We start from the raw sequence: 25,027 nt of genomic DNA, 5'->3' as shown, positions 1-25,027 counted from the left end.
CCCTAAGCCGTAGCGCGCCAAGACTCGCCCGCTTGATCATCCGCACTTGGATTATCAGTCCAGACACGGGTCTGCACACTATGTCCCGCAAGTAACATCTGGCTTGCGAAAGCCGTGATCACCTGCCGGCCCCGTTCGGAGGCAGGCGGGTAAATCGTGACTTCGAGCTTCAACTCGGTGACAGATGTAAAGAAGTTCGCGATTTCGACGGCATCACCAGGATGAATACCCAGCTGAGCGGTCCGGAAATCAAGCTGCACCCGACGCAGGTCGCTCGCTTCAAGCGCGTCGACAATCTCCTCGACCACGCCTGTCGCCGAGAACCAGTCCTCATAGCCGTCGATGACGGCCTGAACATGGCCGGACTGCTTGCAGATGGAAACGTGATGATGCGCCATGGGACCTTCAACTCCAGCGAAGACCGTACATACACGCATGAGATGATGCCTGTCAGCACCACACCCATTCATTGTTTATGCAAGTAATTGGGCCCTAAAAGCTTTCCGCAAACCAGCGCCACATCGCAGCGGCGCCCTTGGCCTCGCCGGCCGGACGGGCTTGGCGCTCGCGCACTGGCGTGTCCATCATTTGTGGCGGTCCGGAAATGGCTTCGGCGGCACCGCGTGTCTCGCGCCGCACAATCCCTGCGACGGAACTGAAAGCCGGACCGGCCACAGCATCGCCAAGGCCGGTTATGCCGCTCGGGCCCGCAACTCGAACCTGTTTGCCGAAGATACGGGCTGCGACCTCGGTCGCGCCGGGCAATTGCGCTGCACCACCGGTCAGCACCATGGTCCGGCCACTCGCCGCCAGGACACCCGCAACATCGAGACGATCGCGGATCAACTCGAAAGTCTCCTCGAGACGCGGACGAATAATGGAGTTGAGGAGAGAGCGTGGTGCTGTGCCGTACCCGACTCCCTCCTCCCCCACCACCGGAGGTACTTCGATCATTTGCTGATCATCCTCCGGACTATCCAATGCGCACCCGTAAAGAACCTTGAGACGCTCGGCCGCGGCGATCGGCGTCGACAGTCCGCGCGCGATATCCGACGTCACATGCGTACCGCCCAGCGGCACGCTGTCGATGTGTAGCAAGGCCCCGTCCGCAAATACGGCCGCTGTGGACGCACCGGCGCCCATGTCAATCAAGGTTGCGCCCAGCTTTACCTCGTCATCGCCCAGCGCGGACAGCCCGGATGCGTACGGGGTTGCGACGACACCCTTGAGATTGAGATGACAACGCTCGACACAATTCATCAGATTGCGTAGCGGCCCGACCGCCGCCGTGATGACATGCACTTCAACGCCCAGAGTACGGCCATACATGCCACGCGGGTCGCGGATACCGCGATGATCATCCACTGACCAGGACAAGGGAATGGCGTGAAGGATGACACGGTCATCCACCTGGAATTCCGACAGAGCGCCATTGAGAAGCTTGCGAAGGTCCTTAGCGGTCACTTCGCGATTATGCAGGTCAATCTCTGCAGCAATACGGGTTGAGTTCGGCTGTCCAGCAGACAGGCTGACACTGACTGCGGTCACAGCCGTGCCGGCCATACGCTCGGCCTGTTCAACCGCTGCGCGGATCGCTTCGGAAGCACCGTCCATGTCGACAATTGCGCCCCCGCGGACGCCACGACTGGACTGATGGCCAACGCCGACCATGCGCGGACGCGGACCGGCAATGGTCTCGTCAGTCCGTGCGATGAAACACGCAACCTTGGACGAGCCAACATCCAGCGCAGCATAGACGCCATTGCCCTTGGCCGGCTGTTGGGCGGCCGGGGACTGGCGCTGGAACATGCCAAAGAAACTCATGCGTCGCGCTCCCGCATACCTGCAGCCGCAGCGCGGTCCGGCAAGGCTCGTACAATCAGGTCACCCTGCCCGCGCAGGTCGAAACTCTCGGCCGCCAGGCGCAATACGCCCCGCTCGGAATGCAGGCGCGCAAGAATCGCCAGCGAGGCGTTTACATCGCCTTCCGGCAGCTTGATGTCGGCGCCGTTTTCAAGACGCAGATTCCAGCGACGCTCGCCCACACGCACGGCACCGACGACCTCGGCCCGAATGGTCGGGTGACGATCCAGCGCTTCGACAATCTCGACGACGCTGTCATTGGCACCTTCGGCGACAACCAGAGGCAGATCGGGCGGCGACATCACATCGGCCTGCCCCATCACGACGCCATAGCGGTCGATCACGTTGAGCTGTCCTTCAACCTGCCACAGGGCGAAGGCCTCGCGGGTTTCAACAACGACGGCCACGGAATTGGGCCACAAACGCGCCACAGACGCCGTACGCACAATCGGCATGGCTTCGACACGTTCACGGATCTCGTCCGGATCGACCGCAAAAATCGGATAACCGCCCTCAAGGCCTGTCGCCTCGACAATATTGTGGGCGATCACGCCCTGGGCACCGGAGACATCAATGGTCTCAACGGCAAATCCGGCCTTGGCGAGCTGAACCTGGGAATGGGTGACAACAGACTGGCGCACGTCATCAAGCTGGCCGAACAGGGCCAGACCAGCTACGGTCACTGCCGCAACGCCCGCGAGCGCAATTCCGCCCAGACGAGCAGCATTGGCAACACGATAACGCGCACTTCGGACCTGGGCTTCCACCCAATTACGCAAACGCCGCGGTGCTGGGACCGCGGCGGACTTGGCTCTGGTTCTACGACGGACCGTCTTTTTCGGTCCACCGCGCCTCACCTTCGACACGACGCATTCTCCGCCATCCAATCCACGAGATCTGGAAACGCGATCCCGCAGTACTGCGCCTGTTCTGGCGCTAAAGACGTAGGAGTCATGCCCGGCTGGGTGTTAATTTCGAGTAACCATAGCGGGTGTTCTGCTGATTCGTCGTAACGGAAGTCACACCGTGTCAGCCCGCGACATTCCAAGGTTTTATGGGCTTTTAGCGCCATTTCCATGGCCAGCTTCTCGACCTCTGCCGGAATTTTTGCCGGTAAAATATGATCAGATCCGCCAGCCGCGTACTTCGCCTCGTAATCATAGAAAGTCGTGTTCGGGATGATCTCGGTGACGGCGAGCGCCCGGTCCTCCATCACCGCAACGGTCAGCTCCCGGCCCGGCACATAGCGCTCAACCAGCACCTCATCACCCAGATCATCCGTCTCCGCAGCGAGCCCGGCCGGAGGACGATTGGCGCCTTCCAGAACGATATGAACACCGACCGACGAGCCCTGTGCATTGGGTTTGGCCACGTATGGCGGTTTCATCGCATGTGTCTTGGCCGCCTCGAAGCGATTGACCAGCATGCCTTCCGGACAGGGTATTCCCGCCGCGCGCAGCACGTCCTTGGCCATCTGCTTGTTCATCGCCAGGGCCGAGGCCAGCACACCGGAATGCGTATAAGGCTTGCCGAAATGCTCCAGCACGCCCTGCACCATTCCATCCTCGCCCCACTCGCCATGCAGCGCGTTGAAGACGATATCCGGATCAGCCTCGACCAGCTGGTTATAGAGGTCTCGCCCGGCATCGATCTCGACAACGTCATGGCCCTTTTCGCGCAGACCATCAGCCACCGCCTTGCCGGACACCAGCGAGACTTCACGCTCGGGGGACAAACCGCCCAGAAGGACTGCGATACGTTTGCTCATGACTTACTCCTGGGGCTCCCCAACCCGTTTCACTTCCCAGCGCAGATCCACGCCGTGTTTTTCCTTCACACGGGCGCGCACATCCTCGCCGACCTGTTCCAGGTCTGCCGCGGTCGCCGTGCCGTCATTGATAAGGAAGTTACAGTGCTGTTCGGAAAAGAACGCCCCGCCGACGCGATAGCCACGCCCGCCGACACTGTCGATCAATTGCCAGGAGCGGCGCTGATTGGGCGTGCCCGGCGCGTCCGGATTGGCAAAAGTCGAACCGGAGGTCTTCTCACGGATCGGCTGGGTGCCCTCGCGCCGTTCGGTGATGCCATTCATGCGCGCTTCGATAGCGGTGGGCTCGTCCGGTGTGCCCTGGAACACCGCCGAGGTGAAGATCCAGTCTTCCGGCGCCTCACAATGGCGATAGGAATAGTTCAGCTCTTCCGGGCTCGCCTCGATGATGCGGCCCAGGCGGTCGATCGCACGCACAGAGACGACGACGTCCTTGGTTTCCTGGTCATAACAACCGGCATTCATGCGCAGCGCGCCACCAATCGTGCCCGGCACTCCAACCAGGTATTCCATGCCCGAAAGGCCAGCCTTCGCTGCCGCCTTGGCGACCATCTTGTCCAGCGCACCGGCGCCCGCCTTCAGTCGATTGCCTTCGAGCACTTCCGTGCGCGCAAACGGCCCCGCCAGGCGAATGACAACACCGCGGATACCGCCATCACGCACCAACGTGTTCGATCCCGCGCCGAGCACGTGCACCGGGATATCGTCCGGGGTTTCAGCGAGGAAACGCGACAGATCTGCCTCGTCCGCCGGCAGATACATCACGTCCGCCGGACCACCGACCCGCAGCCAGGTGACGTCCTTGAGCGGCGCATGCTCGATGTATTTGCCGCGAACGGTTGGAAGGCGCTCGATGAGGCTCAACCCAGCGCCTCCAGCTCTCCTTGCAGCGCGTAGGCCCACTGGGTGATGTCACCGGCGCCGAGGAAAATGACGATATCGCCCTCACCTGCTCGCGCCGCGACTTCACGGGCAACGTCATTGCGGGTGATGGCCAGGGCTTCGCGATGGCCATGCGCGGCGAGACTTTCGACCAGGCCGTCGCGGTCGAAACCTTCCAGCGGCTCTTCACCAGCGGCAAAGACATTGGCGACCATGACCGTGTCGGCGTCATTGAAACAGGTCGAGAAATCATCGAACAGATCGGCAAGACGCGAATAGCGGTGCGGCTGCATGATGGCGATCACCTTGCCCGTCGACGCCTGGCGCGCGGCCTTGAGTACTGCCGAGATCTCCACCGGGTGGTGGCCATAATCATCGATGATCGTGGCGCCCTTCCAGGCACCGGCCTTGGTGAAACGACGTTTCACACCGCCAAAATCCGCCAGCCCCGAGCGCGCCTTCTCGACCGTCAGGCCAAGCTCGCGCGCCGTCGCCAGGGCGGCTGCAGTATTGAGCACATTGTGCTCGCCGACCATGGGCAGGAAGACATCCGTCCAGATGTCCTCGTCCTGACCGCGCAGGCGGAAACGGACGTCAAACGTCGTGCCCGCCGGTTCCGCGCGCATATTCTCGATGCGCACATCAGCCTGCGGGTTGAAGCCATAGGTGATGACCCGGCGATCCTCGACGCGGGAGGCCAGCGACTGGACTTCCGGGTGATCAGTGCACAGGACGGCAAAGCCGTAAAACGGCAGGTTCTCGACGAACTGGTAAAAGGCATCACGCAGGACATCAAAGTCTCCGTAATGCTCCATGTGCTCGGGATCGATATTGGTGACGATGGCCACGGTGGAGCGCAGTTTCAGGAAAGAGCCATCGCTCTCATCCGCCTCAACGGCCATCCACTCACCCAGCCCCACCTTGGCGTTGGATTGATAGGCGGAAATGATGCCGCCATTGATCACGGTGGGATCAACACCCGCGGCGTCCATGAGCACGGCAACCAGCGAGGTGGTGGTGGTCTTGCCATGCGTACCGCCAACAGCGACCGAGTATTTCAGGCGCATCAGCTCGGCCAGCATCTCGGCCCGGCGCACAACCGGGATCTTGGCCGAGCGCGCCGCGACCAGTTCCGGATTGTCCGGCTTGATGGCCGAAGACACGACGATGGCGCCGGCGCCTTCAACATTTTCACCGGCATGCCCGATGGCAATCTTGGCGCCCTTCTCACGCAGGCGTTCGACGTTCGGATTGGCCTTGATGTCGGATCCCTGGACCTTGTAGCCCAGATTAAGCATCACCTCGGCAATACCGGACATGCCGATACCGCCAATACCGACAAAATGGACCGGCCCGACCGGGAAGGGCAAAGCGGCAAATTTCATACAACTACTCCTGTCACCAGGCCGTCCACGGCCTTGGCCAGCGCCTCAGCCGCATCCGGGCGCCCCAACGCCCGCGCTGCAGCTGCGCGTTCTTTCAGATCCTGCGGGTTCGACAGGCGGGTTTCCAGCAATTCGCTCAGCCGTTCTGCAGTGAAATCGGCTTCGGGCAGAACATCCGCCGCCACCGCCTTGTAGAGACCCTCGGTATTGGCGCTCTGGTGATCGTCAGCAGCGATACCGAGCGGACAGAAAATCGCGGGACGCCCCACGCCGGCGACTTCCGACACCGTTGAGGCCCCGGCCCGTCCGATCACGAAATGGGAATTGGCCAACAGCTCCCCCACATTCTTGAAGAAGGGCTCGCAGTGGGCGTTTACGCCGGCGTTGCTGTAAGTCTCTCGCGCCATGTCGAGATTTTCTTCGCGTGTCTGTTGGACGACATCAAGGCGAGATTTGAGCTTTTCCGGGAGCATTGCGATCGCCGCCGGAATCGTCTCGGACAGGATGCGCGCGCCGAGACTTCCGCCCAGAACCAGCAGGTTGATCCGGCTGTCATCCGAGATTTCGGGATAACCGGCGGCTCGCGCGTCCACGATCGGCGCTCGCAGGGGATTGCCCGTCAGGATATGGCGCTTGCGGGCCCGCTCGGGCAGGCGGTCGAGGCGTTCGAAACCGGACGCTATGAAACCCGCCTTGGACGCAAACGTCCGATTGACCCGGCCCAGCACCGCATTCTGCTCGTGAATGCAAAACGGAATGCCTGCCGTCCTCGCCGAGGCGATGGCCGGGAAAGCGGGATATCCGCCAAACCCCGCCACAACATCCGGTTTCCACGCCTTTACGATGGCCTGGGTCTCAGCCAGACCACGGGTCAGCTCGACCCCGGCCTTGAGAAGTTTCAGCGGGTTCTTGGTGAAGGGACTGGCCGCGTGGATTTCGTCGACGGCCACGGCCGGAAATTCTTCGGTATGTTTCATGCCGCGCGCATCGGTCACGAGGCGGATCTGCCAGCCACGCTTGATCAGCGCTTCGGCGGCCGCGCGCGCAGGGAACATGTGTCCGCCGGTTCCTCCGGCGGCAATCAGGCAACGTCTGGGTGTCATGCGGTGTATCGACTGGAATAAGCGCCGGGACGGCGACGGGTGAAGGCCAGCATCAGGCCGGCTCCGAAAGCGAGCGCGAGCATGGAAGATCCCCCGTAGGAAACGAAAGGCAAAGTCATGCCCTTTGGCGGGATCAGGTTCAAGTTCACAGCGATGTTGACCAGCGCCTGCAATCCGAATTGCAAGGCCAGGCCAGCAACAGCCAGCTGCGCGAAATGATCGGTCAAACGCATGGCCTGGCTCCAGGCGCGCGCGACGAGAATGGAAAACAGGCCGATGATCGACAATGAGGCGAGCAGGCCGAATTCCTCGGCGGCAACCGAGAAAATGAAATCCGTGTGCGCATCGGGCAGAAAGTGCTTCACCTCCCCCTCACCCGGACCTACACCGGCAATACCGCCACGCGAAATCGCATCCATGGCCCGGTCGATCTGATAGGTGTCGCCACTCTCCGGATCGAGAAAACGTTCAACGCGGCTGGCGACATGGGGAAACATCATATAGGCCGCACCAGAACCGGCCACGGCCAGGCCACCCAGGCCGGCAACCCAGATCCAGGACAGGCCCGAGGCGAAAAAAACGCCACCAAAACACAGCGTCAGAAGCACGGACTGGCCGAAGTCCGGCTGAATCATCAAAAGCCCGATCGATACGAGAAAGATCGCAAAGGCGATTATACGCCCGGGCACGGGCGCTCCGCGCTTTTGCTCTGCAAACAGCCAGGCGGCCGTGACGATCAGGGCGGGTTTGAGAAATTCGGATGGCTGCAGCCCGAAACTGCCGATACGAATCCAACGGGTCGCGCCCTTCACCTCGTGCCCGATAAAGGGCATGGCGATCATCAAGGCCAGAGAGCCCAGCAAGGCAACAGCCGCAAGGCGGCGTGCACCGGTGGCTGAGAGCGAGGAAATCGCCAGCACACCAATAAGCGACAGCGTCGCGAAAACGCCCTGTCGATAGAGAAAATAGAAGGGATCCTCGATACCGAGGCGATCGGCTGCGGCCGGGCTTGCGGCCATGGACAACATCAGGCCTGTCGCTATCAACGCCAGGACAACAAACAACAGGGTCCGGTCAATGCCGCGCCACCAGCTTATGGCCGCGCGGGGAGCAAGCGCATTCAACCCGCGCCTCCAGCAGCCATGGAAGCGGCACCGTTTTCATGCACCAGGCGGGAAAACGCGTCGCCCCGATCCTCGAAACTCTTGAATTGATCAAAGGAGGCCGCGGCCGGAGACAACAGGACCACCGCTCCAGGCACACCTTGCGTGTCCTCACGTGCCGCAATGATGGCCTTGGCCAGATCACCGCATTTCTGCCAGCTGACCTTGCCCTCCAGCTCGTCGGCGAACTGGTCCTGTGCCTCTCCGATCAGATAGGCCTTGCGTATTCGGTGCAGCGATGGCTCCAGCGCGACCAGCCCGTCCTCCTTGGCACGCCCACCCGCGATCCAGAAGATATCGCTGTAACAATTGATCGCCTGCAGCGCTGCTTCAGCATTGGTCGCCTTGCTGTCATTGACGAAGCGCACACCGCCTTCATTAGCGATGATCTCCTGTCGGTGCGGCAAGCCACCAAAACTGGCGATCGCATCAGCCGCGGCACGGCCACCAATCCCCAGCATGCGGACAGCCGCCAGGGCGGCAGCGACATTCTGGGCATTGTGGCGCCCCGGCAAGGCCTGCGCCTTGGAGAGGTCGACAAGTGGATGGGAGGCGCTGTCCAGCGCGTCATAAACCCGGCCTCCCAGCGCATAAACACCGCGCGCAAAGACACGGCCTGCCGAAATGGGCACGATCTGGTCCTCTCGGCGCCGCTGACGCAGGGTTGAATAAAAACCATTGGTCTCGTCGTCATCGATACCGATGATCGCGACACCCTGGGTGTTCTGCATTTCGAACAGGCGTTTCTTGGCGGCGAAATAGCCGTCAAACCCGCCATGCCGGTCCAGATGATCCGGCGAAATGTTGAGCAGTACAGCCACATCGCATTCCAGCGACTGGGTCAGGTCGATCTGATAACTCGACAATTCCAGAACATAATACGATCCCGGACGCGGCGGATCCTGCGCCAGGATCGCGTCGCCGATATTGCCGGCCACGATGGCATTGCGACCCGTCTCGCGAAGGATATGTCCGATCAGCGCGGAGGTTGTAGACTTGCCGTTGGTTCCGGTCACGCCGATGATTTTCGGACGACGGCGCTCCGGCAGGTCGGCGATCGTCTGGGCGAAGAGCTCGATATCCCCGATCACAGGCGCACCCACTGACTTGGCCAGCTCGACCATGCGGTGCGGTTTGGGATGCGTCAGCGGAATACCGGGCGAAAGCACCAGGGCAGCGATATCGCCCCAGTCCCGGCGATTGAGATCATCTAGGTGGATACCCGCAGCCTCGGCGTTGGAACGCGCGACCTCAGAGTCGTCCCAGGACGACACCTCAGCGCCTCCGGCTTCCAGCGCTTTAGCGGCCGCAATACCTGTGCGCCCCAATCCGAACACAGCCACGCGGCGGCCCTTGTATGTATGGATCGGGATCATCTGGTTGCAGTTTACCTCAATTTGAGCGTCGCGAGTCCGATTAATGCGAGAATGACTGCAATAATCCAGAAACGGATGACAATTGTCGGCTCGGCCCAGCCCTTCTTTTCGAAGTGGTGATGGATCGGAGCCATGCGGAAAACACGCTTACCAGTCAGCTTGAAACTGGCCACCTGTACCATAACCGAAACCATTTCAAGCACAAAGAGGCCACCGACGATGGCCAGGACAATCTCGTGCTTGACGGCGATGGCGATGGCCCCGAGCGCGCCGCCAAGCGACAGCGACCCGGTATCGCCCATGAAGATCATCGCCGGCGGAGCGTTCCACCACAGGAAACCCAGCCCCGCCCCGAGAAGCGCGCCACAGAAGACCAGCAACTCACTGGTGCCGGGCGTGTGATGAACCTGCAGGTATTCCGCGAAATCGACCCGGCCGACCAGGTACGCGATCACGCCAAAGGTCGCGGCGGCAATCATCACCGGGACAATGGCCAGTCCGTCGAGCCCGTCCGTCATGTTCACGGCATTGCCCGAGCCCACGATGACGATACAGCCGAAGACGTAGAACAACGGCCCGATATTGATCAGGAAATCCTTGAAGAACGGGAAGGCGATGGACGTCTCGAGCCCTGCATCCATGCCGTTGGCCCGTGCAACGCTGGTGGCCCAGACGACGGCAATGGCTGCGATGGTGAACTCAAACAGGAGTTTGAACTTGCCACCAAAACCCGCTGTGCTCTGCTTGGTGACTTTCATATAGTCATCAACAAAGCCGATCAGGCCGAAACCGGCCGTCACGAATATCACAATCCAGACGTACTGATTTGTCAGATCCGCCCACAAGAGCGTGCCGACCATCACCCCGAGCAGGATCAGGAAACCGCCCATGGTTGGCGTTCCAGCCTTCTCGATCACATGGCGCTGAATGCCTTCCTCGCGGATGGGCTGGCCCTTGCCCTGCTTGCGACGCAGCCAGCCGATCATCGGCTTGCCGAAAACGAAAGCGATCAGCATCGCCGTCATCAATGCACCACCCGTTCTGAACGTGATGTAGCGAAACAGGTTCGCCAGTTGCAGGTCCTCTGCAAGCGGCGCGAACAACAGATAGAGCATTGGCGGTCAGGCCTCCGTCAGGTCGAATGCAGTGCCATCGGCCAGAACTGCGGCAATCTTGTGGAGCCCGGAACCGTTGGAGCCTTTCATCAGCAAGACATCCCCCGATCGAAGCTCAGATTTCAGCGGCTCAAGCACTTCACTGGCACTCTTCGCATAGCCCGCGCGCAACGGTGCGGGCAAGGCGTCATGCAGGTGTTTCATCAGGCTGCCGCAGGAAAAAACCAGATCAGTGTTAGCGCTCAGCAAAGGCTCCGCCAGCTCTGCGTGCAATGCCGGTCCGGACGCACCCAGCTCCAGCATATCACCGAGCACGGCAATACGGCGCCCCTCTCCTTCCGGTCGAGCTGCCGCCAGGGAACTCATTGCGGCGCGCATGGAGACCGGATTGGCATTATAGGCATCGTCCAGCAGCGTAGCCTCACCACCACCCGGCAGCGAGATCTTCACGGCACGGCCGCGGCCGGCTGCGGCATCGACCTCAGCCAGGGCGTCCGCCACATCGCGCGCATCGAGCCCAGTCGCAGCCGCCGCTGCAAAGACAGCGGCCGTATTCCAGGCCCAGTGCTCACCGGATGCGGCCAATCGGAACGGCACACGATTACCCATCACATTGATACGTCCGCGACTGCCATCAAGGCCGGTTTCGAATTCCTCGATCCGGACTGCTGCGTGTGATGCGCGACCAAATTCCAGCAGGAAAGCGGCAGAGGAATTGCGCGCATGCTGGGCGATGCGTTCTCCCAGAGGATCGTCAGCCGGGATAATGGCTACGCCATCCGGCTCCATACCTTCGAAAATCTCGGACTTGGCATCTGCAATGGCTTCAATCGAACCCAGGTTTTCCAGATGCGCCTCGCCGATACGCGTGATCAGAGTGACATGGGGCTGGACCAGGGACGACAAATCCCGGATTTCGCCCGCGTGGTTCATGCCCATTTCAAAGACAGCGCGTTCGGTATCCGCGGGCATTCGCGCCAGGGTCAGCGGCACGCCCCAGTGATTATTGTAGGACTTCACACTCCAGTGCGCCGGGCCGGCAGCACGGAAAACGGCCGCAAGGGCTTCCTTGACGCTGGTCTTGCCAACACTGCCTGTGACAGCGACACGAATGGCCGACGAGCGATCACGCGCGGCCGCGCCCAGTGCGCGTAGCGCATCCAGGCTGTCGGACACTTTCAGGTGCGAACCAGGCAAACCGGCCGAGCGCTCAACCAGTGCGGCGGACGCGCCGCGGGCCATGGCATCCGGCACGAATTCATGCCCGTCACGGATGTCCGTGAGCGCCACAAACAAATCGCCCGGACAGATCGAACGTGTATCAATCGAGACGCCGTTACAGGTCCAGTCGATATCACGGGTCAGCTCGCCACCGGTCGCGGCCAGGGCCTGTTTCGCAGTCCAGAGCGGATCAGACATGCTCGGCCTCCCTCGCCTCAAGCGCCTCGCGGGACACGTCGCGATCATCAAATGGGTGCACGACGCCCGCAACAGTCTGGCCGGTTTCATGGCCCTTGCCGGCGACGAGCAGGCAATCGCCCTCGCGCAGCAGACCGACGCCGTGATTGATCGCCTCTCGACGATCCGCGATCTCCAGCGCGTCCGGACAGCCGCTCAGCACAGCAGCGCGGATTGCCGCGGGATTTTCAGATCGTGGATTGTCATCGGTAACGATCGCGACATCCGAGAGTTTCCGGGCGATCGCCCCCATCTTGGCGCGTTTGTCCGGATCGCGATCGCCGCCACAGCCAAACACAACCATCACACGTCCCTTGGTGTGAGGACGTGCAGCCCGCAGCAATTTGTCCAAACCATCCGGCGTATGCGCGTAATCGACGAGCACCGGGGCGCCTTCGCGCGTTTCGCCAACCTTGTCGAGCCGCCCGGGAACACCGCCAAGCTTGCCCAGCGTGCCCAGAACAACGGCCTTGTCGACACCTCCAGCAAGGGCAATTGCAGCGGCTCCGAGCGCATTAAGGATCTGGAACTCTCCGACGAGCGGTATCTCGAGGCGGATCTCCTCGCCTTTCCAGCGAAACACAACATCCTGGCTGGCCGCGCGCGGGGTGATCTCGCAGATCTGCAGGTCCTGGCCACGCCATCCGATGGTTGAGATGTCCAGCCCGCGCTCACGCGCCAACTCCGCCATGCGCTCGCCCCACTCGCTGTCAGTATTGATGATGGCGGGGCCACCGGCATCGAGAAAGTTCAGGAAGAGACGTGCCTTGGAGGCGAAGTAATCCTCGAAGTCAGGGTGATAATCCAGATGATCCTGGGTGAGGTTGGTAAAGGCTGCCAGGGTCACTCGCACGGCTTCCATGCGGCGCTGTTTCAACCCGTGGCTGGACGCCTCCATGGCCAGATGGGTCACCCCGTCCCGGGCCAGGGCGTCGAGCGATTTATGCAGGGCGGCGGCGTCCGGCGTCGTGTAACCGGTGACCTCGGAACTGGTCCCGCGGGCCACGCCCAGCGTTCCCAGGCTTGCCCCGTCCAGCCCGGCGGCTGTCCAGATCTGGCGAACAAACTCGACGGTCGAACTTTTGCCATTGGTCCCGGTGATGGCGACGATATTGGCCGGCTGCTGAGGATAAAAACGCGCGGCCATGTCAGCGAACAAGGCGGGCGCATCTTCAGCGATGATGACCGGGATCGAGACATCATCGATTTCACCGTCGCAGATAATCGCGACGGCGCCCGCCGCTTCAGCTCTGGCCGCGAACTGGCGACCGTGAACAGAAAAGCCCGGCAAGGCGGCAAACACCCAGCCGCCCTCGATCTTGCGGCTGTCCAGCGTCAGACCCTTCACTTCGATCTGGTCATAGCCGGGTCTCAGCGCGGACGCTGGCAGCAAGTCGGCGAGTTTCACGGAATGTCCTCCGGCATCAGCGCGGCTCGAACCAGCGCTGCGCGACTGTCATGGTCCTCGTTGGATCGCTCCACACCGAGGATTGGCGCAATACGGGAGATGATCTCCCCCGTCGCCGGAGCCGCTGTCCATCCCCCTGTGGCGTAGCCATAGGTCGATTCATTGCCCTGCGGCTCGTCCAACAACACCAGCACCGCATATTGCGGGTCGTCATAGGGGAACACGGCCGAGAAGGAGGAAATAAGGCGGCTGCTGTCATACCCCCCGCGATGGGGTTTTTCGGCCGTACCGGTCTTGCCGGCGACGCGATAACCCTGCGCCTCGGCACTGCCGCCCGTACCGTCCGTGACATTCTCACGCATCAGCGCCAGAACATCGCGCGCACTATCCGAACTCATCACACGCTCGCCAACAAGGGTTTCGTTCGCCGCGACCGGCTGCAGGGTCGGCGGCACATAGACACCGTCATTGGCAATCGCCGCGAAGGCCGCGATCGTTGCAATCGGGCTGACCGCGATGCCGTGGCCATAGGAAATGGTCGCCGTTTCGGTTTGCGCCCATTGACGCGGCAACAATGGATCAGCGCTTTCGATCAGCTCGATCGGGGCACGCTCTAGCAGACGAAGATCACCCAAGAAACCGCGCTGCGCATCCGACCCGGCTTCCAGCGCAATCAGCGAGGAACCGATATTGGAGGAATGCGTGAACACTTCCGACAGGGTCAGCCAGCGATCCTCGGCGTGGTAGTCATTGATGGTGTGGCCACCCAGCTGCAGCGGATTGGAGGCATCGTAACCACTCTCCAGTGTCGCTGTTTCCGTTTCCAACGCCAGCGCCACGGTGAAAGCCTTAAAGGTGGACCCCATCTCGTAAACCGACTGGGCGGACCGGTTGAGGCGCTCGCCTGGTTCGCTCTCCATTGGACGGTTCGGATCGAAGTCAGGCAGGGACACCATACCGACAATCTCGCCCGTACGCACATTCATGACGATGCCTGACGCTGCGAGAGCATCGAATTCGATCATGCTGGCGCGAAGGACTTCATCGAGATGAAATTGCACAGCCATGTCGATGGACAGCGCCACCGGACGGCCGTCGCCGGAAGACAGAGCCGAATTGAAGGCGCGCTCTGCGCCGGCCAGCCCCGCCATGTCCCGGTCGGTGTAACCCACAACATGCGATGCCAGACGGCCACGCGGGTAAACACGACGCGGTTCAGACCTGAACCCAACGCCGGGTAGCCCGAGGGCAAAGACAGCCTGGCGTTGGCGGGGTGTAAGATTGCGCTGGATCCAGACAAAACGACGTCGTGAGGACAGGTCGCGGATCACGCGCTCCGTATCCAGTCCCGGGAGAACGCCGGACAGCGCCTCGGCCGTTTCCGCTGCATCCCAGACCTGGGTCGGGTCTGCGTACAACGAGTGTGTTTCAAGTGTCGTCGCCAGGACCTGGCCTGTGCGGTCAAAGATCTCTCCACGCCCAACCGACGCGATATCCGCATTCACGCCCGCCAGTGGATCAGATGGATGCGCGACAGCCATTTCGATGGAACGCAACGCGAGAAGGCCAAACCCGACCGCGACCGCCAGGCCAAGCATTCTCAGGCGGGACCGCGCCTGCTCCAGGGCCTGGACCTCATCACTTTCGACACGAAGCAGGCGTGACATGTCCGCCGGCGCCGCTTCCGCCAGGGGAGGCAGCGCTGGATTGACTGTCTCCGTCGAGACAGATCGGCGAAACGGCCACAGCTTCATCGATCGGGACCTCCCGCCGGAGCGGCCTCAGCGAGCGCCAGCTCTCCCGTGTCGCTGGAAAGCAGCATGTCTTCGCGCAGCCCCTCCTCTTCCTCGACATCAGTGAGGATGGGCAGGTCATTTACCGCGATCTCACGACTCGGATCGAGCGGTTCGAGACCAAGATAGCGACGCGCCAGCGCGCGCAAACGCTCAGGCTCTTCCAGATGAGCAATCTCGACATTGAGCACATTGACCTGGCGGCGCTCCTCGGCGAGCTGGGCCTGAATCATCTCCAGACGCTCCTGAGAAGACTTCGCCTCTGTCTTGGCAATATAGAGGGCAACGGCAAGGGTCACGGCCACGAGAAGGGCAACTCCGTTCAGCACGCGGATCATAGCGCAGCCTCCAGCTTGGAAAGCGGCACAACTCCGGGCATCACGAACTCCTCTTCCTGCCAACTCGGCGCTTGCGTGCGAACGGCGATACGCAGTTTTGCGGAACGGGAACGCGGATTTTCGGACAATTCCTGTTCCGTCGCCGTAACGGCCTTGCGGGTCTCCAGCGAGAATGTTGCCTCCGGCCCTTCAACAGCGACTGGATTGTGACGGGAGCCACCGCCACCGGCGAGACCAGATCGAGCCCGCATGAATGTCTTAACCATGCGGTCCTCCAATGAATGGAACGTAACCACCACCAACCTCCCCATTGGCGCCAGAACGCGCTCTGCAGCACTTAAAGCCCGCGCGAGCTCGCCGAGCTCGTCATTCACAAAAATGCGCAGGGCCTGAAACACACGTGTTGCAGGGTGAATCTTCATGTGTTTTCCGCCAATTGCGCGGGAAACGATCTCGGCAAGCTGATCCGTTGTCGTAATCGGGCTCTCGCCACGCGCGCGAACCACAAACTGCGCAACCCGGCGGGATTTGCGCTCTTCGCCGTAGACATAAAATATATCCGCCAACTCGCGCTCGCTCAGACGATTGATCGCGTCGCTGGCCGAGGCCCCCTCACCTGACATGCGCATGTCCAGCGGGCCCGGCTTGCTGAACGAGAAACCACGTTCTGCCTGGTCGATCTGCATCGAGGACACGCCGATGTCCAGAACGACACCATTGATATGCTCGCGCCCGCTCTCTGCGACAGCTGCCTCAAGCTCGGAAAACGGACCAGCATGGAAGCTGAAACGCTCACCGAATTCGCTGCGAAACTGATCCACGACCACACGGACGGTTGGGTCGCGGTCCACCGCAATCAGGGAACACCCGGCGGCACCGAGAATGGCGCGCGAATAGCCGCCGGCGCCAAAAGTGCCATCGAGATGCGCCTCTCCCGCCTGTGGACGCAGCCCCTCCAACACTTCGCTCAACATCACGGGATAATGGCTCATGTCGAACCCCCCGGACGCGGACCAAGCTTCAGCGCGCGCTTGTTGTCGCGGGCAAAGGACTGCGCGTTGGCCTTGTGGGCCTCATACATGTCCGGAGACCAGATCTCGAAACGAGAGCCGAGCCCGACAAAGGTCGCCTTCCCCTCCAGACCCGCATGGTCGATGAAATCCTTCGGCAGGGTCACGCGACCATTGGCATCAAAAGACAATGGACGCGCCGCACCGAAGATCGCTCGCTCGAAGGCGATGCGCGCATCATCATAAGGATCCATCTCCTCGATCAGCGCCTGGTAGCGCTCGAGCAGGGCCTGGCCACCACCTTCCAGATAAGTTCCATCAAAGGACGGCCAGACAATGATGCCGTCGAACGCACCGCCTCCAACCACCGCACGGAAATCCGCCGGCACGGAAACCCGCCCCTTCGCATCTACGCCATTGATGGTGGTGGACAGGAACACGTCCGCCTACTCCCCAGCTAACCGCACGAACCTTCTCATGGTTAACGATGGGATAACATGGGATGAGATGGGAAACAATGTTGAAAGAATGGTTTTTCATGGATTAACACCCCGATTAACCAATGGAATTCGAACAAAGGCGGAACATTAAGTTAATATCCACAACGAGCCACCCGGCTTCGCCGGCCAGCCACATTTGAGACGGAACAAAAGGAGAGAATGCGTGCATAAATATTGAGCAGCGCTCGACCTGAACGTTTACAATTAACTATTTGCGAAACTAAAGGTCAGGCGGCCTGTAAGCCGGGTTCTGTTCCCCTTGCGGGGCGACGATCATTCATCTGCGCTGCGCCTTGCGACACAGCTGGTGCGACCTACCCGGATGACACGTGGAAACCCGTGTGCAGCTCGAGGCTGCTTTCATCCCTATTCGGTCTTGCTCCAGGTGGGGCTTGCCGTGCCCCCTTCCTTGCGGTCGGGGCGGTGCGCTCTTACCGCACCCTTTCACCCTTACCTACCGTCGCTGACGCTCTGGCAGGCGGTCTGCTCTCTGCTGCGCTTTCCCTGGGGTTTCCCCCGCCGGGCGCTACCCGGCACCTTGTTTCCATGGAGCCCGGACTTTCCTCGATCACGCCGTTTCCAGCCCTGTGACCGCGACCGCCCAGCCGCCTGACGGCGCGCTTAAACAGCATGCTCACGTTCAAGGCAAGCATCTCGGCCCGATAAAACCCTACTTTTGGTACAATTTTGAAACTTCCGGAGCACACCTGGTCCGTTTTTGAAACCCCAAGGTTGCGTGACTGCAACAGAATCTCGATTTTGTATCCAATATTCACCGCCTGTCGGAATTATTACAGTTTGCACATTGACGCTCACGGATCCGTGAGCCAGCGTGACTTTGGGCGCTTGGGGAAGCGCTCGAAAGGGGAAGGGTAGACCTCTTACAATATAGTGCGGATTCAACGGTAAAATTTGCCAGAACTGTACTCGTGCGTCTGCTCGCACCGGCCGAAACTATGCTTCGGGCGAACACCCCTGCTGTGTCTAATCGCAATGGACGGCGCTGCCGTCCTGGAGGGATGTAATGAAAACTCTCAAGCAAATCATGCTTGGCACGACCGCTTCTGTCGGTCTGGTGCTCGGCGCAGCAGTCTCTACGACCGCTGTTCTGGCACCTGTTGCCTCAGCCCAGTCGTATACGACCGGTGCTGTACAGGGTACCGTCGTTGATACGGCTGGTAACCCGGTCGCCGGCGCGACAGTTCGCGTCGTCGATACCGCACGTGGCTCGGTTCGTTCTGCAACGACCGGCGCGGACGGTAGCTTCTTTGTCGGCCGCCTTGCTGTCGGCAATCACTCGATCACCATCAGCCGTGACGGTTACCAATCGATCTCTGACGACGCTGTGCGCGTTTCCGTCGGTAGCACGTCTGACTACACCTTCGCGCTGGCTGCTGGCTCTTCCACCGCCGATGTCATCACGGTTACGGGTACGGCTGTTCAGACCAATACCTTCCAGGTCGCCGAGACCGGCCTGACCATCGACGTTGACGAAATCTTCGAGCAGATCCCGGTTGGCCGTGACATCGACTCTCTGGCTCAGCTGGCTCCGGGTACCGTTGCTGGTGACACCGCGTTCGGCGGCACCTCCATCGGTGGTTCCTCTGTTGGTGAGAACGCCTTCTACATCAACGGCATGAACGTTACGAACTTCCGTAACTTCCTTGGCGCGTCCACGATCCCGTTCCAGTTCTACGAACAGGTCGAAGTCAAGACCGGTGGTTACCAGGCTGAATTCGGCCGTTCAACGGGTGGTGTTGTCAACGCAGTAACCCGTTCCGGTACGAACGAGTTCCACTGGGGCTTCAACATCTTCTATTCCCCGGATGAACTTCGCGAAGATTCTCCGAACACCTTCTCGCAGACGAATGACCTGGACCAGCGTACCAGCCAGGAAATGAACATCTACGCGTCCGGTCCGATCGTTGAAGACCGCGTCTTCTTCTACGCGATGTATTCTCCGCGTAACTTCGAATACGTGAACTCCAACATCAATTTCGAGCAGACCTCCGGTCAGCGCTTCGAAACGGTCGATGAAGATCCGTTCTGGGGCATCAAGCTGGACGCCAACCTGTTCGAAGGCCACACGCTCGGCCTGACGGCGTTCTCGGATGACCGTCGTGTTGTCACCAATACCTATGATATTGGCTATGACAGCTACGAAGACCGCAACGTCATCAGCGAAACCTACAACGGTGAAGGCTACTCCCTCGAGGGCGGCGACATCTTCATCGCAAACTACACCGGAGAGCTGACGGATTGGGCAACGCTCTCTGTCACATATGGTCAGCAGACCTTCGGTCAGACGTCCAAGTCCTCTGCCGACGATCTGCCGGCAACCTACCGTTACGAAACGGGCACGGGCTTCATCCGCCAGGGTGACTGGGTCAACTTCTCCATCTCTGAAGGTGAAGATTCCCGCGAACTGTTCCGCGCCGACCTCGACCTGTTTGCCAATTTCATGGGTGAGCACCAGATCCGTATCGGTGTTGACCGTGAGGAACTGACGGCTGACGCATCTGTCATCAACTCCGGTGGTGCTTACTACCTGTACGGTGACGGCGCCTATTGTGACATCTACCGTGCGAACGGTGGCGTTGCCCTGACCGGCGATCCGTGTGTCCGTTGGCGTGATTACTCGGTTGGTGGTTCGTTCACGACCATCCAAACCGCGTTCTACATCCAGGACTCCTGGCAGATCACCGATCAGCTGACCTTGAACCTGGGTCTGCGTAACGAAACGTTCGACAACCGCAACTCGGACGACGAAACGTTCACGGAAATCAGCAACCAGCTGGCTCCGCGCATCCAGGCTGCCTATGACGTCTGGGGTGACGGAAACCTGGAACTGTTCGGTTCCTGGGGCCGCTACTACCTGCCGGTTGCCACGAACACCAACATTCGTATGGCTGGCGGCGAAACCTATATCCACCGCTGGTATGACTACTCCGCAGTTGATGCGAACTTCGTTCCGACCTTTGTCGGTGGCGTAACGGGCAACTTCTACGAGCAGGTCTTCGGTGACGGTTCTGTTCCGGATACGCGTTCCACGACGGATGCCAATCTCGACCCGATGTATGTCGACGAGATCATCCTGGGCGGTCGCTGGACCATGAACGACCTTTGGGACTTCGGCCTGTCCTTCACGCACCGTGATCTGGGCTCGACCCTCGAGGACGTTGCTATCGACGCCGCTGTCATCGCCTACTGTGATGCCAATGGTATCGACGTGGGTGGCACGCCGTGTTCCGACGTTTGGTCTGGTTTCCACCAGTATGTCCTGACCAACCCGGGCGAAGACATGAATGTCTATCTTCCGGAACTGGATCAGCAAGTTGAGCTGTCTGCGGCTGACCTTGGCTATCCGGCTGCAGAGCGTACCTATACCGCGCTCGAGCTGACCTTTGACCGTCAGTTCGACAATGGTTGGGACCTGCACGGTTCCTGGACGATCTCCAGCTCCGAAGGTAACTACGAGGGCTCTGTAAAGTCTGACAACGGTCAGGACGATGCAGGCATCACCCAGGACTTCGACCAGCCGGGCCTGACGGACGGTGCCAACGGCGACCTGCCGAACCACCGTACGCACAAGTTCAAGCTGTGGGGTTCCTACCAGGTCAACGAAATGTTCACGGTTGGCGGTCGCTTCAACGCGACGTCTCCGCGTTCCTTCGGTTGTATCGGTTACCACCCGACTGACGCGTTTGCGTACGAATACGGTGCCTCTTCCTGGTACTGTGGTGGTGAGCTGACGCCGCGTGGCTCTCAGCTGGAAAGTGACTGGACGTATAACTTCGACCTGTCCTTCATCTACCGTCCGACCAACCTGCCGTATCCGGGTGAGCCGACCCTGCGCATGGATATCTTCAACGTTCTCAATGCTGATGGCGTAACGGATATCTATGAGTTTGGTGACAGCTCCGCTACGGCTCCGGGCGTTGCACCGTACGTCAACGAGGCTAACCCGCGCTACGGCTTGGCGTCTGGCTACCAGGCTCCGCGTTCCGTACGCTTCGGTCTCAGCTGGGATTTCTAGAGTTCCAGTTAGCCCCTAGGAGTGAAGTCACGAGCACCCAACGGGCGAATTACCTCCCTCCGAGGTAGCGAAGGGGCGGTGGTTCAAACCACCGCCCTTTTTGTTTCAAAAGGGTAGCCGGAATTGCCCTCCGGCCGTGAAAATCAGATTGCCGCTCATCGCGGGTAAACATGCAGACATTGGCTGTCGCGTCTTACCCCGCCCCGATGAGCGGCAATTTGTTTTTGCATCTACACTCGACATCAAGGTTTCTAGCATTATATGACAGCACAAGATCTGGGATGGCGGCACCCCGGTGGGATCCTGCGTTGGTCACTGCGTAGCTCGAAATGTTTCGTGCACGTTTATGTACGAGGATGTCGCACCCCGAAAGAGTTTGAAGAATCCGGAATTTCTAGAGTTCCGGCTAGTCTCTGGGAGTGAAGTCACGAGCACTCATGAGACGTTCCACCCGATCTGGGTGGCGGGGGGACGGTGAAGGCATTCATCGTTCCCTTGTTATTTTCGGCCGTATATTGCCGCAGCCGCTGCGACAAGCGCCGACGTTTCGCCGTCAACCCGCCCGTCCACTTGTAATGGCCGATGCCTGCGCTGGAAGGCGCGGACGACATCCTCTTGGTCGGCTTCCGGATCATAACCGGCGCGTTCGAGATCCGACAGCAGCGTATCGCTTGCCGCCTCCCCGCGCAGTTGCACCGCAAGCCCCCTGCCTTCGAGCACAGTCCATGGAAAATGCTCACCAGGATCTTGCTTGCGATCAACGGCAATGTCGGAATGGCCGATCACCTGTCGAGGCTTCAGCCCGTGCCGTCTCATCAGCTCGTCCACAAGCAAGCACACCGCCGCGACCTGCTGCGCCGGATATTCCGGCAGACCGAAATCATGCCCCCCGTTGACGATCTCCACGCCAATCGAGGCAGAATTGATATCTCGCTCGCCTTGCCAATAACTGACGCCGGCGTGCCAGGCCCGTTTGTCGTCCGCGACAAGCTGGAAAATGCGCCCATCTTCCTCGACCATGTAGTGCGCTGACACCTGGGCGTTCGGATCACACATCCGCTCCAGCGCAACCCGGCCGGTTTCCATGCCGGTATAATGGAGGATGATCAGCGAGATCGGCAGTTTGCGATCGTTGAAATTCGGCGACGGGGCAGCGATGACGTCCAGGCTCACAGCGTCTTCTCCCGGGCCAGACCTGCGGTAGGCAGTTTCTTGTTCTGGCGGAAGGCGATGATGCCCACACCCGTCAGCGTCAAACCACCGCCCACCAGCAATTGCCAGCCGACCGGATCATGCGTGATCACCAGACCGGAAATGACCCCGACCAGCGGTGCCATCAGGGTCAACGGCGCGATCAGCGTCGCATCATATTTTTGCAGCAAATTATAGAACACGCCGTGCCCGAATATGTTGACCAGCACGACGGTAAAGAGGAGCGCCGCGAGAAACGGCCATCCACCAGAAAGCGCAGACGAGATCTGGTCCTGTTCGGTCACGAGTGAAAGCACCAGGAGGGGCGGCCAGGAAATCAAGCCGATCCAGGCCTGCATGCGAATGGAATCGAGTGGCATGCGTTTGACAAGGATCATGCCGAGCGCCCCGACAAAGGCAGCTGCAACTCCGATCATCAATCCGAGCTCCAGTGTGGCGCCCTGCGGATCGACGACGACCAACATGATTCCGCCAAACGCTATGACTATGCCGACGAGACGGAATTTTCCGATCTGTTCCTTCAGCATGAATACCGAAAGTATGGTCGCAAACGGCACGCCGAGCTGGAGGGCGATGGCCATCCCGGAGGGTGTGGCCGTCTGAAGCCCGAGAAAAATCAGGACGTACTGCAGCGCGCCCATACACAGGGCGACGCCGATCATGGTCTTCATATCCGTCGGACCCGGGCGCAACCACGGCGCCAGGAACGCATAAAGAAGAGCGAACCGCAGGAAGGCAAAAAAGATCGGCGGACTGCCTTCAAAGCCCGGGACCCAGCCCGGGGCGCCCGTCACCGAAAACTTTGCCACCACAAAATTGAGGCCCCACACGACGCAAACCGCGACCAGGGCGAGAAAATCGCGCAATTTCATACGTCTTCTTCGCGCGCGTCGGCGTGCGAGACAAGCGTTTACTGAGCGGGGCGCCGCTCCGGCTCGAAATGCGCGTCCAGGAATGCCAGGAAGGCGCGCCAGTCACCGGGACGTACGCCATGCAGACCGCGGCGCATGAATTGGGCAATATCCGCTTCCGGATCAAAATCGCCCATAGACGCCTGGCTCAAACCGTCCGAACCGTAAAGCGCATAAACCGGATTGGCGGCCTGGGCCGCACGGAAACTTCCCGTTGGGTCGGACCAGGCATCCCGCCAGGCCCCTCCGATCATGAGTGGACGCGGAGCCATCAAGGCGATCAGCTGATGCTGGTCGACCGGAAGCTGGTCCTCGCGGCCGGCATACCCCGCATAGTTCGGGGCAAACCAGTGCGGATAGCCATCGGTGATCTGGGCGATGCTCTCGCCGTTATGGCTGCGCGACAAGGTCGTGCCACCGGTACCAGCCTGGTGGGCAATAACCAGGTCGACACGCTCGTCGAAAGCCGCGACCAGAAGTGCCGACTTGCCATTTCGCGAATGGCCCCAGACAGCCGTGCGCGCCTCATCGAACTCCGGGGCATCATCCAGCACATCGATGACACGGGAATAGACCCAGGCCCAGGCTGCAATCGCACCACCATCGCCCTCTGGGATCAGACGCTCCAGGGACGCTGGTGCACGCGAGGAACTGTCCGGCACGATATCACCGGCAAAGACAAAGGCGACGGCGTAACCGGCATCCAGAATGTCGGCCACCGGTGGCTCGGCGATATGCTCGCCGAAGATCCACAACATGGGCACAGTCATCCAGGCCGACCCATCACAATTGGGCGCACCGGGCATTTGCCGCATCTCTTCATGGCCGCCAAGAGCCGCACGCGTGCCACAGAACATCTGCATGATGATGGTGGGGACCGGCCCCTCAATCCCTTTCGGGCGCACAGTCGCGACATAGGTCTCGAAACCCGCCATCGACAAATGCCAGTCCTCCAGAACGCCCCGTCCCTGATAGGCATCGACGTCAATCACTCGGCGATCAAGGACCTGGGTGACAGCGTGGTCAGGATAGGTACCAAAAACCTCACTTTGGAACAGGCGCGCCAGCTCCGGGCGTTGCGCCTCCCAGACCTCGCGGCTTGCGGCCATGGTGGAAATGTCGGGCTGGACCGGCTCTCCGGCCTCGCGGGACGACACTTTGGGAAGCGCCATGCTGACACAGCCGACCAGCAACAGCGGCAGCAGGATGGCGAGGACTAGAAGAACACGGCGCATTCGTTACTCCACGATTGTCGCCACGCTATCAGCGTGCTCGTGTTCGACCATTCACATTGATGTGTATCAGGAATTGGACGGGTCGGTGCCGTCAACCGTCCAGCCCTTGGGCCGCGGGTTGCGACCAGGATCTCGACGCCATCCTCGCCAAATTCGCGTTTGGCGGACGGGCGCTTCACCTTGCGCCACAGCCAGTAAACGCCAGCGGCCATGAGGGCCGCGCCGAGGACAAACAGGAAGGCGGCGGTCAGCATCATGGCGAGTACAAACACAAGCACCGCCGCAGCGATCGCGACAACCGCCGCCAGAATATCGCGCAGGAAACCGCCTGCGCCGTTACCGAAAAACTGTCCGGAAGAGTTCTGTGTGTTCGTCATTGCTTTGCGTTACGTCCTTTCCTCTGCCCGACAT

At 60.6% G+C, this 25,027-nt stretch carries 21 protein-coding genes and 1 other RNA gene; 1 reads left to right on the top strand and 21 read right to left on the bottom strand.

What is annotated here, in order from left to right:
* Window positions 1-2: 2 nt before the first annotated feature.
* The 17 genes from SIC17_RS12865 to rnpB form a co-directional block, all read right to left on the bottom strand.
* Window positions 3-398: a hypothetical protein gene (locus SIC17_RS12865; RefSeq protein ID WP_412545613.1), complete on the bottom strand. Its 396-nt coding sequence runs from the start codon at window positions 396-398 to the stop codon at window positions 3-5.
* A gap of 94 nt (window positions 399-492) precedes the next feature.
* Window positions 493-1,824 (bottom strand): cell division protein FtsA, encoded by a 1,332-nt coding sequence (ftsA, locus tag SIC17_RS12860; RefSeq protein ID WP_291892541.1) that lies wholly within the window; start codon window positions 1,822-1,824, stop codon window positions 493-495.
* Window positions 1,821-2,642: a cell division protein FtsQ/DivIB gene (locus tag SIC17_RS12855; protein WP_412545612.1), complete on the bottom strand. Its 822-nt coding sequence runs from the start codon at window positions 2,640-2,642 to the stop codon at window positions 1,821-1,823. Before SIC17_RS12855 ends, ftsA begins: the two co-directional genes overlap by 4 nt.
* A gap of 74 nt (window positions 2,643-2,716) precedes the next feature.
* Window positions 2,717-3,631 (bottom strand): D-alanine--D-alanine ligase, encoded by a 915-nt coding sequence (locus SIC17_RS12850; RefSeq protein ID WP_291902098.1) that lies wholly within the window; start codon window positions 3,629-3,631, stop codon window positions 2,717-2,719.
* Window positions 3,632-3,634: 3 nt separating this feature from the next.
* Window positions 3,635-4,555 (bottom strand): UDP-N-acetylmuramate dehydrogenase, encoded by a 921-nt coding sequence (gene murB / locus SIC17_RS12845; RefSeq protein ID WP_412545611.1) that lies wholly within the window; start codon window positions 4,553-4,555, stop codon window positions 3,635-3,637.
* Window positions 4,552-5,958 carry a UDP-N-acetylmuramate--L-alanine ligase gene (murC, locus tag SIC17_RS12840; RefSeq protein WP_291892533.1) on the bottom strand — a complete coding sequence of 469 codons (1,407 nt, stop codon included), beginning with the start codon at window positions 5,956-5,958 and terminating at the stop codon, window positions 4,552-4,554. Before murC ends, murB begins: the two co-directional genes overlap by 4 nt.
* Complete coding sequence (locus SIC17_RS12835) at window positions 5,955-7,013, bottom strand: UDP-N-acetylglucosamine--N-acetylmuramyl-(pentapeptide) pyrophosphoryl-undecaprenol N-acetylglucosamine transferase (protein ID WP_412545610.1); 1,059 nt, start codon at window positions 7,011-7,013, stop codon at window positions 5,955-5,957. The genes murC and SIC17_RS12835 overlap by 4 nt, the downstream gene beginning before the upstream one ends.
* 44 nt (window positions 7,014-7,057) lie before the next feature.
* Window positions 7,058-8,185, bottom strand: a complete 1,128-nt coding sequence (gene ftsW / locus SIC17_RS12830) for a putative lipid II flippase FtsW (RefSeq protein ID WP_412545609.1) — start codon at window positions 8,183-8,185, stop codon at window positions 7,058-7,060.
* Window positions 8,182-9,600, bottom strand: coding sequence for a UDP-N-acetylmuramoyl-L-alanine--D-glutamate ligase (gene murD, locus SIC17_RS12825; protein ID WP_412545608.1), 1,419 nt, complete (start codon window positions 9,598-9,600; stop codon window positions 8,182-8,184). The genes ftsW and murD overlap by 4 nt, the downstream gene beginning before the upstream one ends.
* An 11-nt stretch (window positions 9,601-9,611) precedes the next feature.
* On the bottom strand, window positions 9,612-10,715 hold the full coding sequence (gene mraY, locus SIC17_RS12820) for a phospho-N-acetylmuramoyl-pentapeptide-transferase (RefSeq protein ID WP_412545607.1): 1,104 nt from the start codon (window positions 10,713-10,715) through the stop codon (window positions 9,612-9,614).
* Between the two features lie 6 nt (window positions 10,716-10,721).
* Window positions 10,722-12,134 carry a UDP-N-acetylmuramoyl-tripeptide--D-alanyl-D-alanine ligase gene (locus tag SIC17_RS12815; RefSeq protein WP_412545606.1) on the bottom strand — a complete coding sequence of 471 codons (1,413 nt, stop codon included), beginning with the start codon at window positions 12,132-12,134 and terminating at the stop codon, window positions 10,722-10,724.
* Window positions 12,127-13,581, bottom strand: coding sequence for a UDP-N-acetylmuramoyl-L-alanyl-D-glutamate--2,6-diaminopimelate ligase (locus SIC17_RS12810; protein WP_291892521.1), 1,455 nt, complete (start codon window positions 13,579-13,581; stop codon window positions 12,127-12,129). Before SIC17_RS12810 ends, SIC17_RS12815 begins: the two co-directional genes overlap by 8 nt.
* Window positions 13,578-15,335: a peptidoglycan D,D-transpeptidase FtsI family protein gene (locus SIC17_RS12805; protein ID WP_412545605.1), complete on the bottom strand. Its 1,758-nt coding sequence runs from the start codon at window positions 15,333-15,335 to the stop codon at window positions 13,578-13,580. Before SIC17_RS12805 ends, SIC17_RS12810 begins: the two co-directional genes overlap by 4 nt.
* A complete protein-coding gene (locus tag SIC17_RS12800; protein WP_291892517.1) occupies window positions 15,332-15,712 on the bottom strand; it encodes a hypothetical protein in 381 nt (126 codons plus the stop codon). Before SIC17_RS12800 ends, SIC17_RS12805 begins: the two co-directional genes overlap by 4 nt.
* Window positions 15,709-16,704 (bottom strand): 16S rRNA (cytosine(1402)-N(4))-methyltransferase RsmH, encoded by a 996-nt coding sequence (rsmH, locus tag SIC17_RS12795; protein ID WP_412545604.1) that lies wholly within the window; start codon window positions 16,702-16,704, stop codon window positions 15,709-15,711. The genes SIC17_RS12800 and rsmH overlap by 4 nt, the downstream gene beginning before the upstream one ends.
* Window positions 16,701-17,162 carry a division/cell wall cluster transcriptional repressor MraZ gene (locus tag SIC17_RS12790; protein WP_291892513.1) on the bottom strand — a complete coding sequence of 154 codons (462 nt, stop codon included), beginning with the start codon at window positions 17,160-17,162 and terminating at the stop codon, window positions 16,701-16,703. The genes rsmH and SIC17_RS12790 overlap by 4 nt, the downstream gene beginning before the upstream one ends.
* 283 nt (window positions 17,163-17,445) lie before the next feature.
* Window positions 17,446-17,835, bottom strand: an RNA gene (gene rnpB / locus SIC17_RS12785) — RNase P RNA component class A.
* A 411-nt stretch (window positions 17,836-18,246) separates the two neighbouring features.
* On the opposite strand from rnpB, the gene SIC17_RS12780 reads away from it, so the two are divergent.
* Window positions 18,247-21,258 carry a TonB-dependent receptor domain-containing protein gene (locus tag SIC17_RS12780; protein WP_291892511.1) on the top strand — a complete coding sequence of 1,004 codons (3,012 nt, stop codon included), beginning with the start codon at window positions 18,247-18,249 and terminating at the stop codon, window positions 21,256-21,258.
* 498 nt (window positions 21,259-21,756) lie between these two features.
* Here the strand turns inward: SIC17_RS12780 and SIC17_RS12775 are convergent, their stop codons facing one another.
* From SIC17_RS12775 to SIC17_RS12760, 4 genes are read right to left on the bottom strand one after another with little or no spacing between them, the layout of a single operon-like run.
* Entirely contained in the window at window positions 21,757-22,431 is a 675-nt protein-coding gene (locus SIC17_RS12775) for an N-acetylmuramoyl-L-alanine amidase (protein ID WP_291892509.1), read from the bottom strand.
* Window positions 22,428-23,342 (bottom strand): DMT family transporter, encoded by a 915-nt coding sequence (locus tag SIC17_RS12770; protein WP_291892507.1) that lies wholly within the window; start codon window positions 23,340-23,342, stop codon window positions 22,428-22,430. The genes SIC17_RS12775 and SIC17_RS12770 overlap by 4 nt, the downstream gene beginning before the upstream one ends.
* 38 nt (window positions 23,343-23,380) lie before the next feature.
* The gene (locus SIC17_RS12765; protein ID WP_291892506.1) at window positions 23,381-24,616 is read right to left on the bottom strand and encodes a hypothetical protein; all 1,236 of its coding nucleotides are present in this window, start codon (window positions 24,614-24,616) and stop codon (window positions 23,381-23,383) included.
* Complete coding sequence (locus SIC17_RS12760) at window positions 24,598-24,993, bottom strand: hypothetical protein (RefSeq protein WP_412545603.1); 396 nt, start codon at window positions 24,991-24,993, stop codon at window positions 24,598-24,600. The genes SIC17_RS12765 and SIC17_RS12760 overlap by 19 nt, the downstream gene beginning before the upstream one ends.
* Window positions 24,994-25,027: the final 34 nt, after the last annotated feature.

The organism is Maricaulis sp. MIT060901, from assembly GCF_047123815.1.
GTDB lineage: Bacteria > Pseudomonadota > Alphaproteobacteria > Caulobacterales > Maricaulaceae > Maricaulis.
This window is presented reverse-complemented; position numbering and strand designations above follow the sequence as displayed.

Coding starts and splice junctions, on each gene's coding strand:
- SIC17_RS12865 (WP_412545613.1), bottom strand. CDS start 398: ATGGCGCATCATCACGTTTCCATCTGCAAGCAGTCCGGCCATGTTCAG.
- SIC17_RS12770 (WP_291892507.1), bottom strand. CDS start 23,342: ATGAAATTGCGCGATTTTCTCGCCCTGGTCGCGGTTTGCGTCGTGTGG.
- SIC17_RS12780 (WP_291892511.1), top strand. CDS start 18,247: ATGAAAACTCTCAAGCAAATCATGCTTGGCACGACCGCTTCTGTCGGT.
- SIC17_RS12850 (WP_291902098.1), bottom strand. CDS start 3,631: ATGAGCAAACGTATCGCAGTCCTTCTGGGCGGTTTGTCCCCCGAGCGT.
- mraY (WP_412545607.1), bottom strand. CDS start 10,715: ATGCTCTATCTGTTGTTCGCGCCGCTTGCAGAGGACCTGCAACTGGCG.
- rsmH (WP_412545604.1), bottom strand. CDS start 16,704: ATGAGCCATTATCCCGTGATGTTGAGCGAAGTGTTGGAGGGGCTGCGT.
- murD (WP_412545608.1), bottom strand. CDS start 9,600: ATGATCCCGATCCATACATACAAGGGCCGCCGCGTGGCTGTGTTCGGA.
- SIC17_RS12815 (WP_412545606.1), bottom strand. CDS start 12,134: ATGTCTGATCCGCTCTGGACTGCGAAACAGGCCCTGGCCGCGACCGGT.
- SIC17_RS12835 (WP_412545610.1), bottom strand. CDS start 7,013: ATGTTCCCTGCGCGCGCGGCCGCCGAAGCGCTGATCAAGCGTGGCTGG.
- SIC17_RS12765 (WP_291892506.1), bottom strand. CDS start 24,616: ATGCGCCGTGTTCTTCTAGTCCTCGCCATCCTGCTGCCGCTGTTGCTG.
- murC (WP_291892533.1), bottom strand. CDS start 5,958: ATGAAATTTGCCGCTTTGCCCTTCCCGGTCGGGCCGGTCCATTTTGTC.
- SIC17_RS12760 (WP_412545603.1), bottom strand. CDS start 24,993: ATGACGAACACACAGAACTCTTCCGGACAGTTTTTCGGTAACGGCGCA.
- SIC17_RS12800 (WP_291892517.1), bottom strand. CDS start 15,712: ATGATCCGCGTGCTGAACGGAGTTGCCCTTCTCGTGGCCGTGACCCTT.
- ftsA (WP_291892541.1), bottom strand. CDS start 1,824: ATGAGTTTCTTTGGCATGTTCCAGCGCCAGTCCCCGGCCGCCCAACAG.
- SIC17_RS12805 (WP_412545605.1), bottom strand. CDS start 15,335: ATGAAGCTGTGGCCGTTTCGCCGATCTGTCTCGACGGAGACAGTCAAT.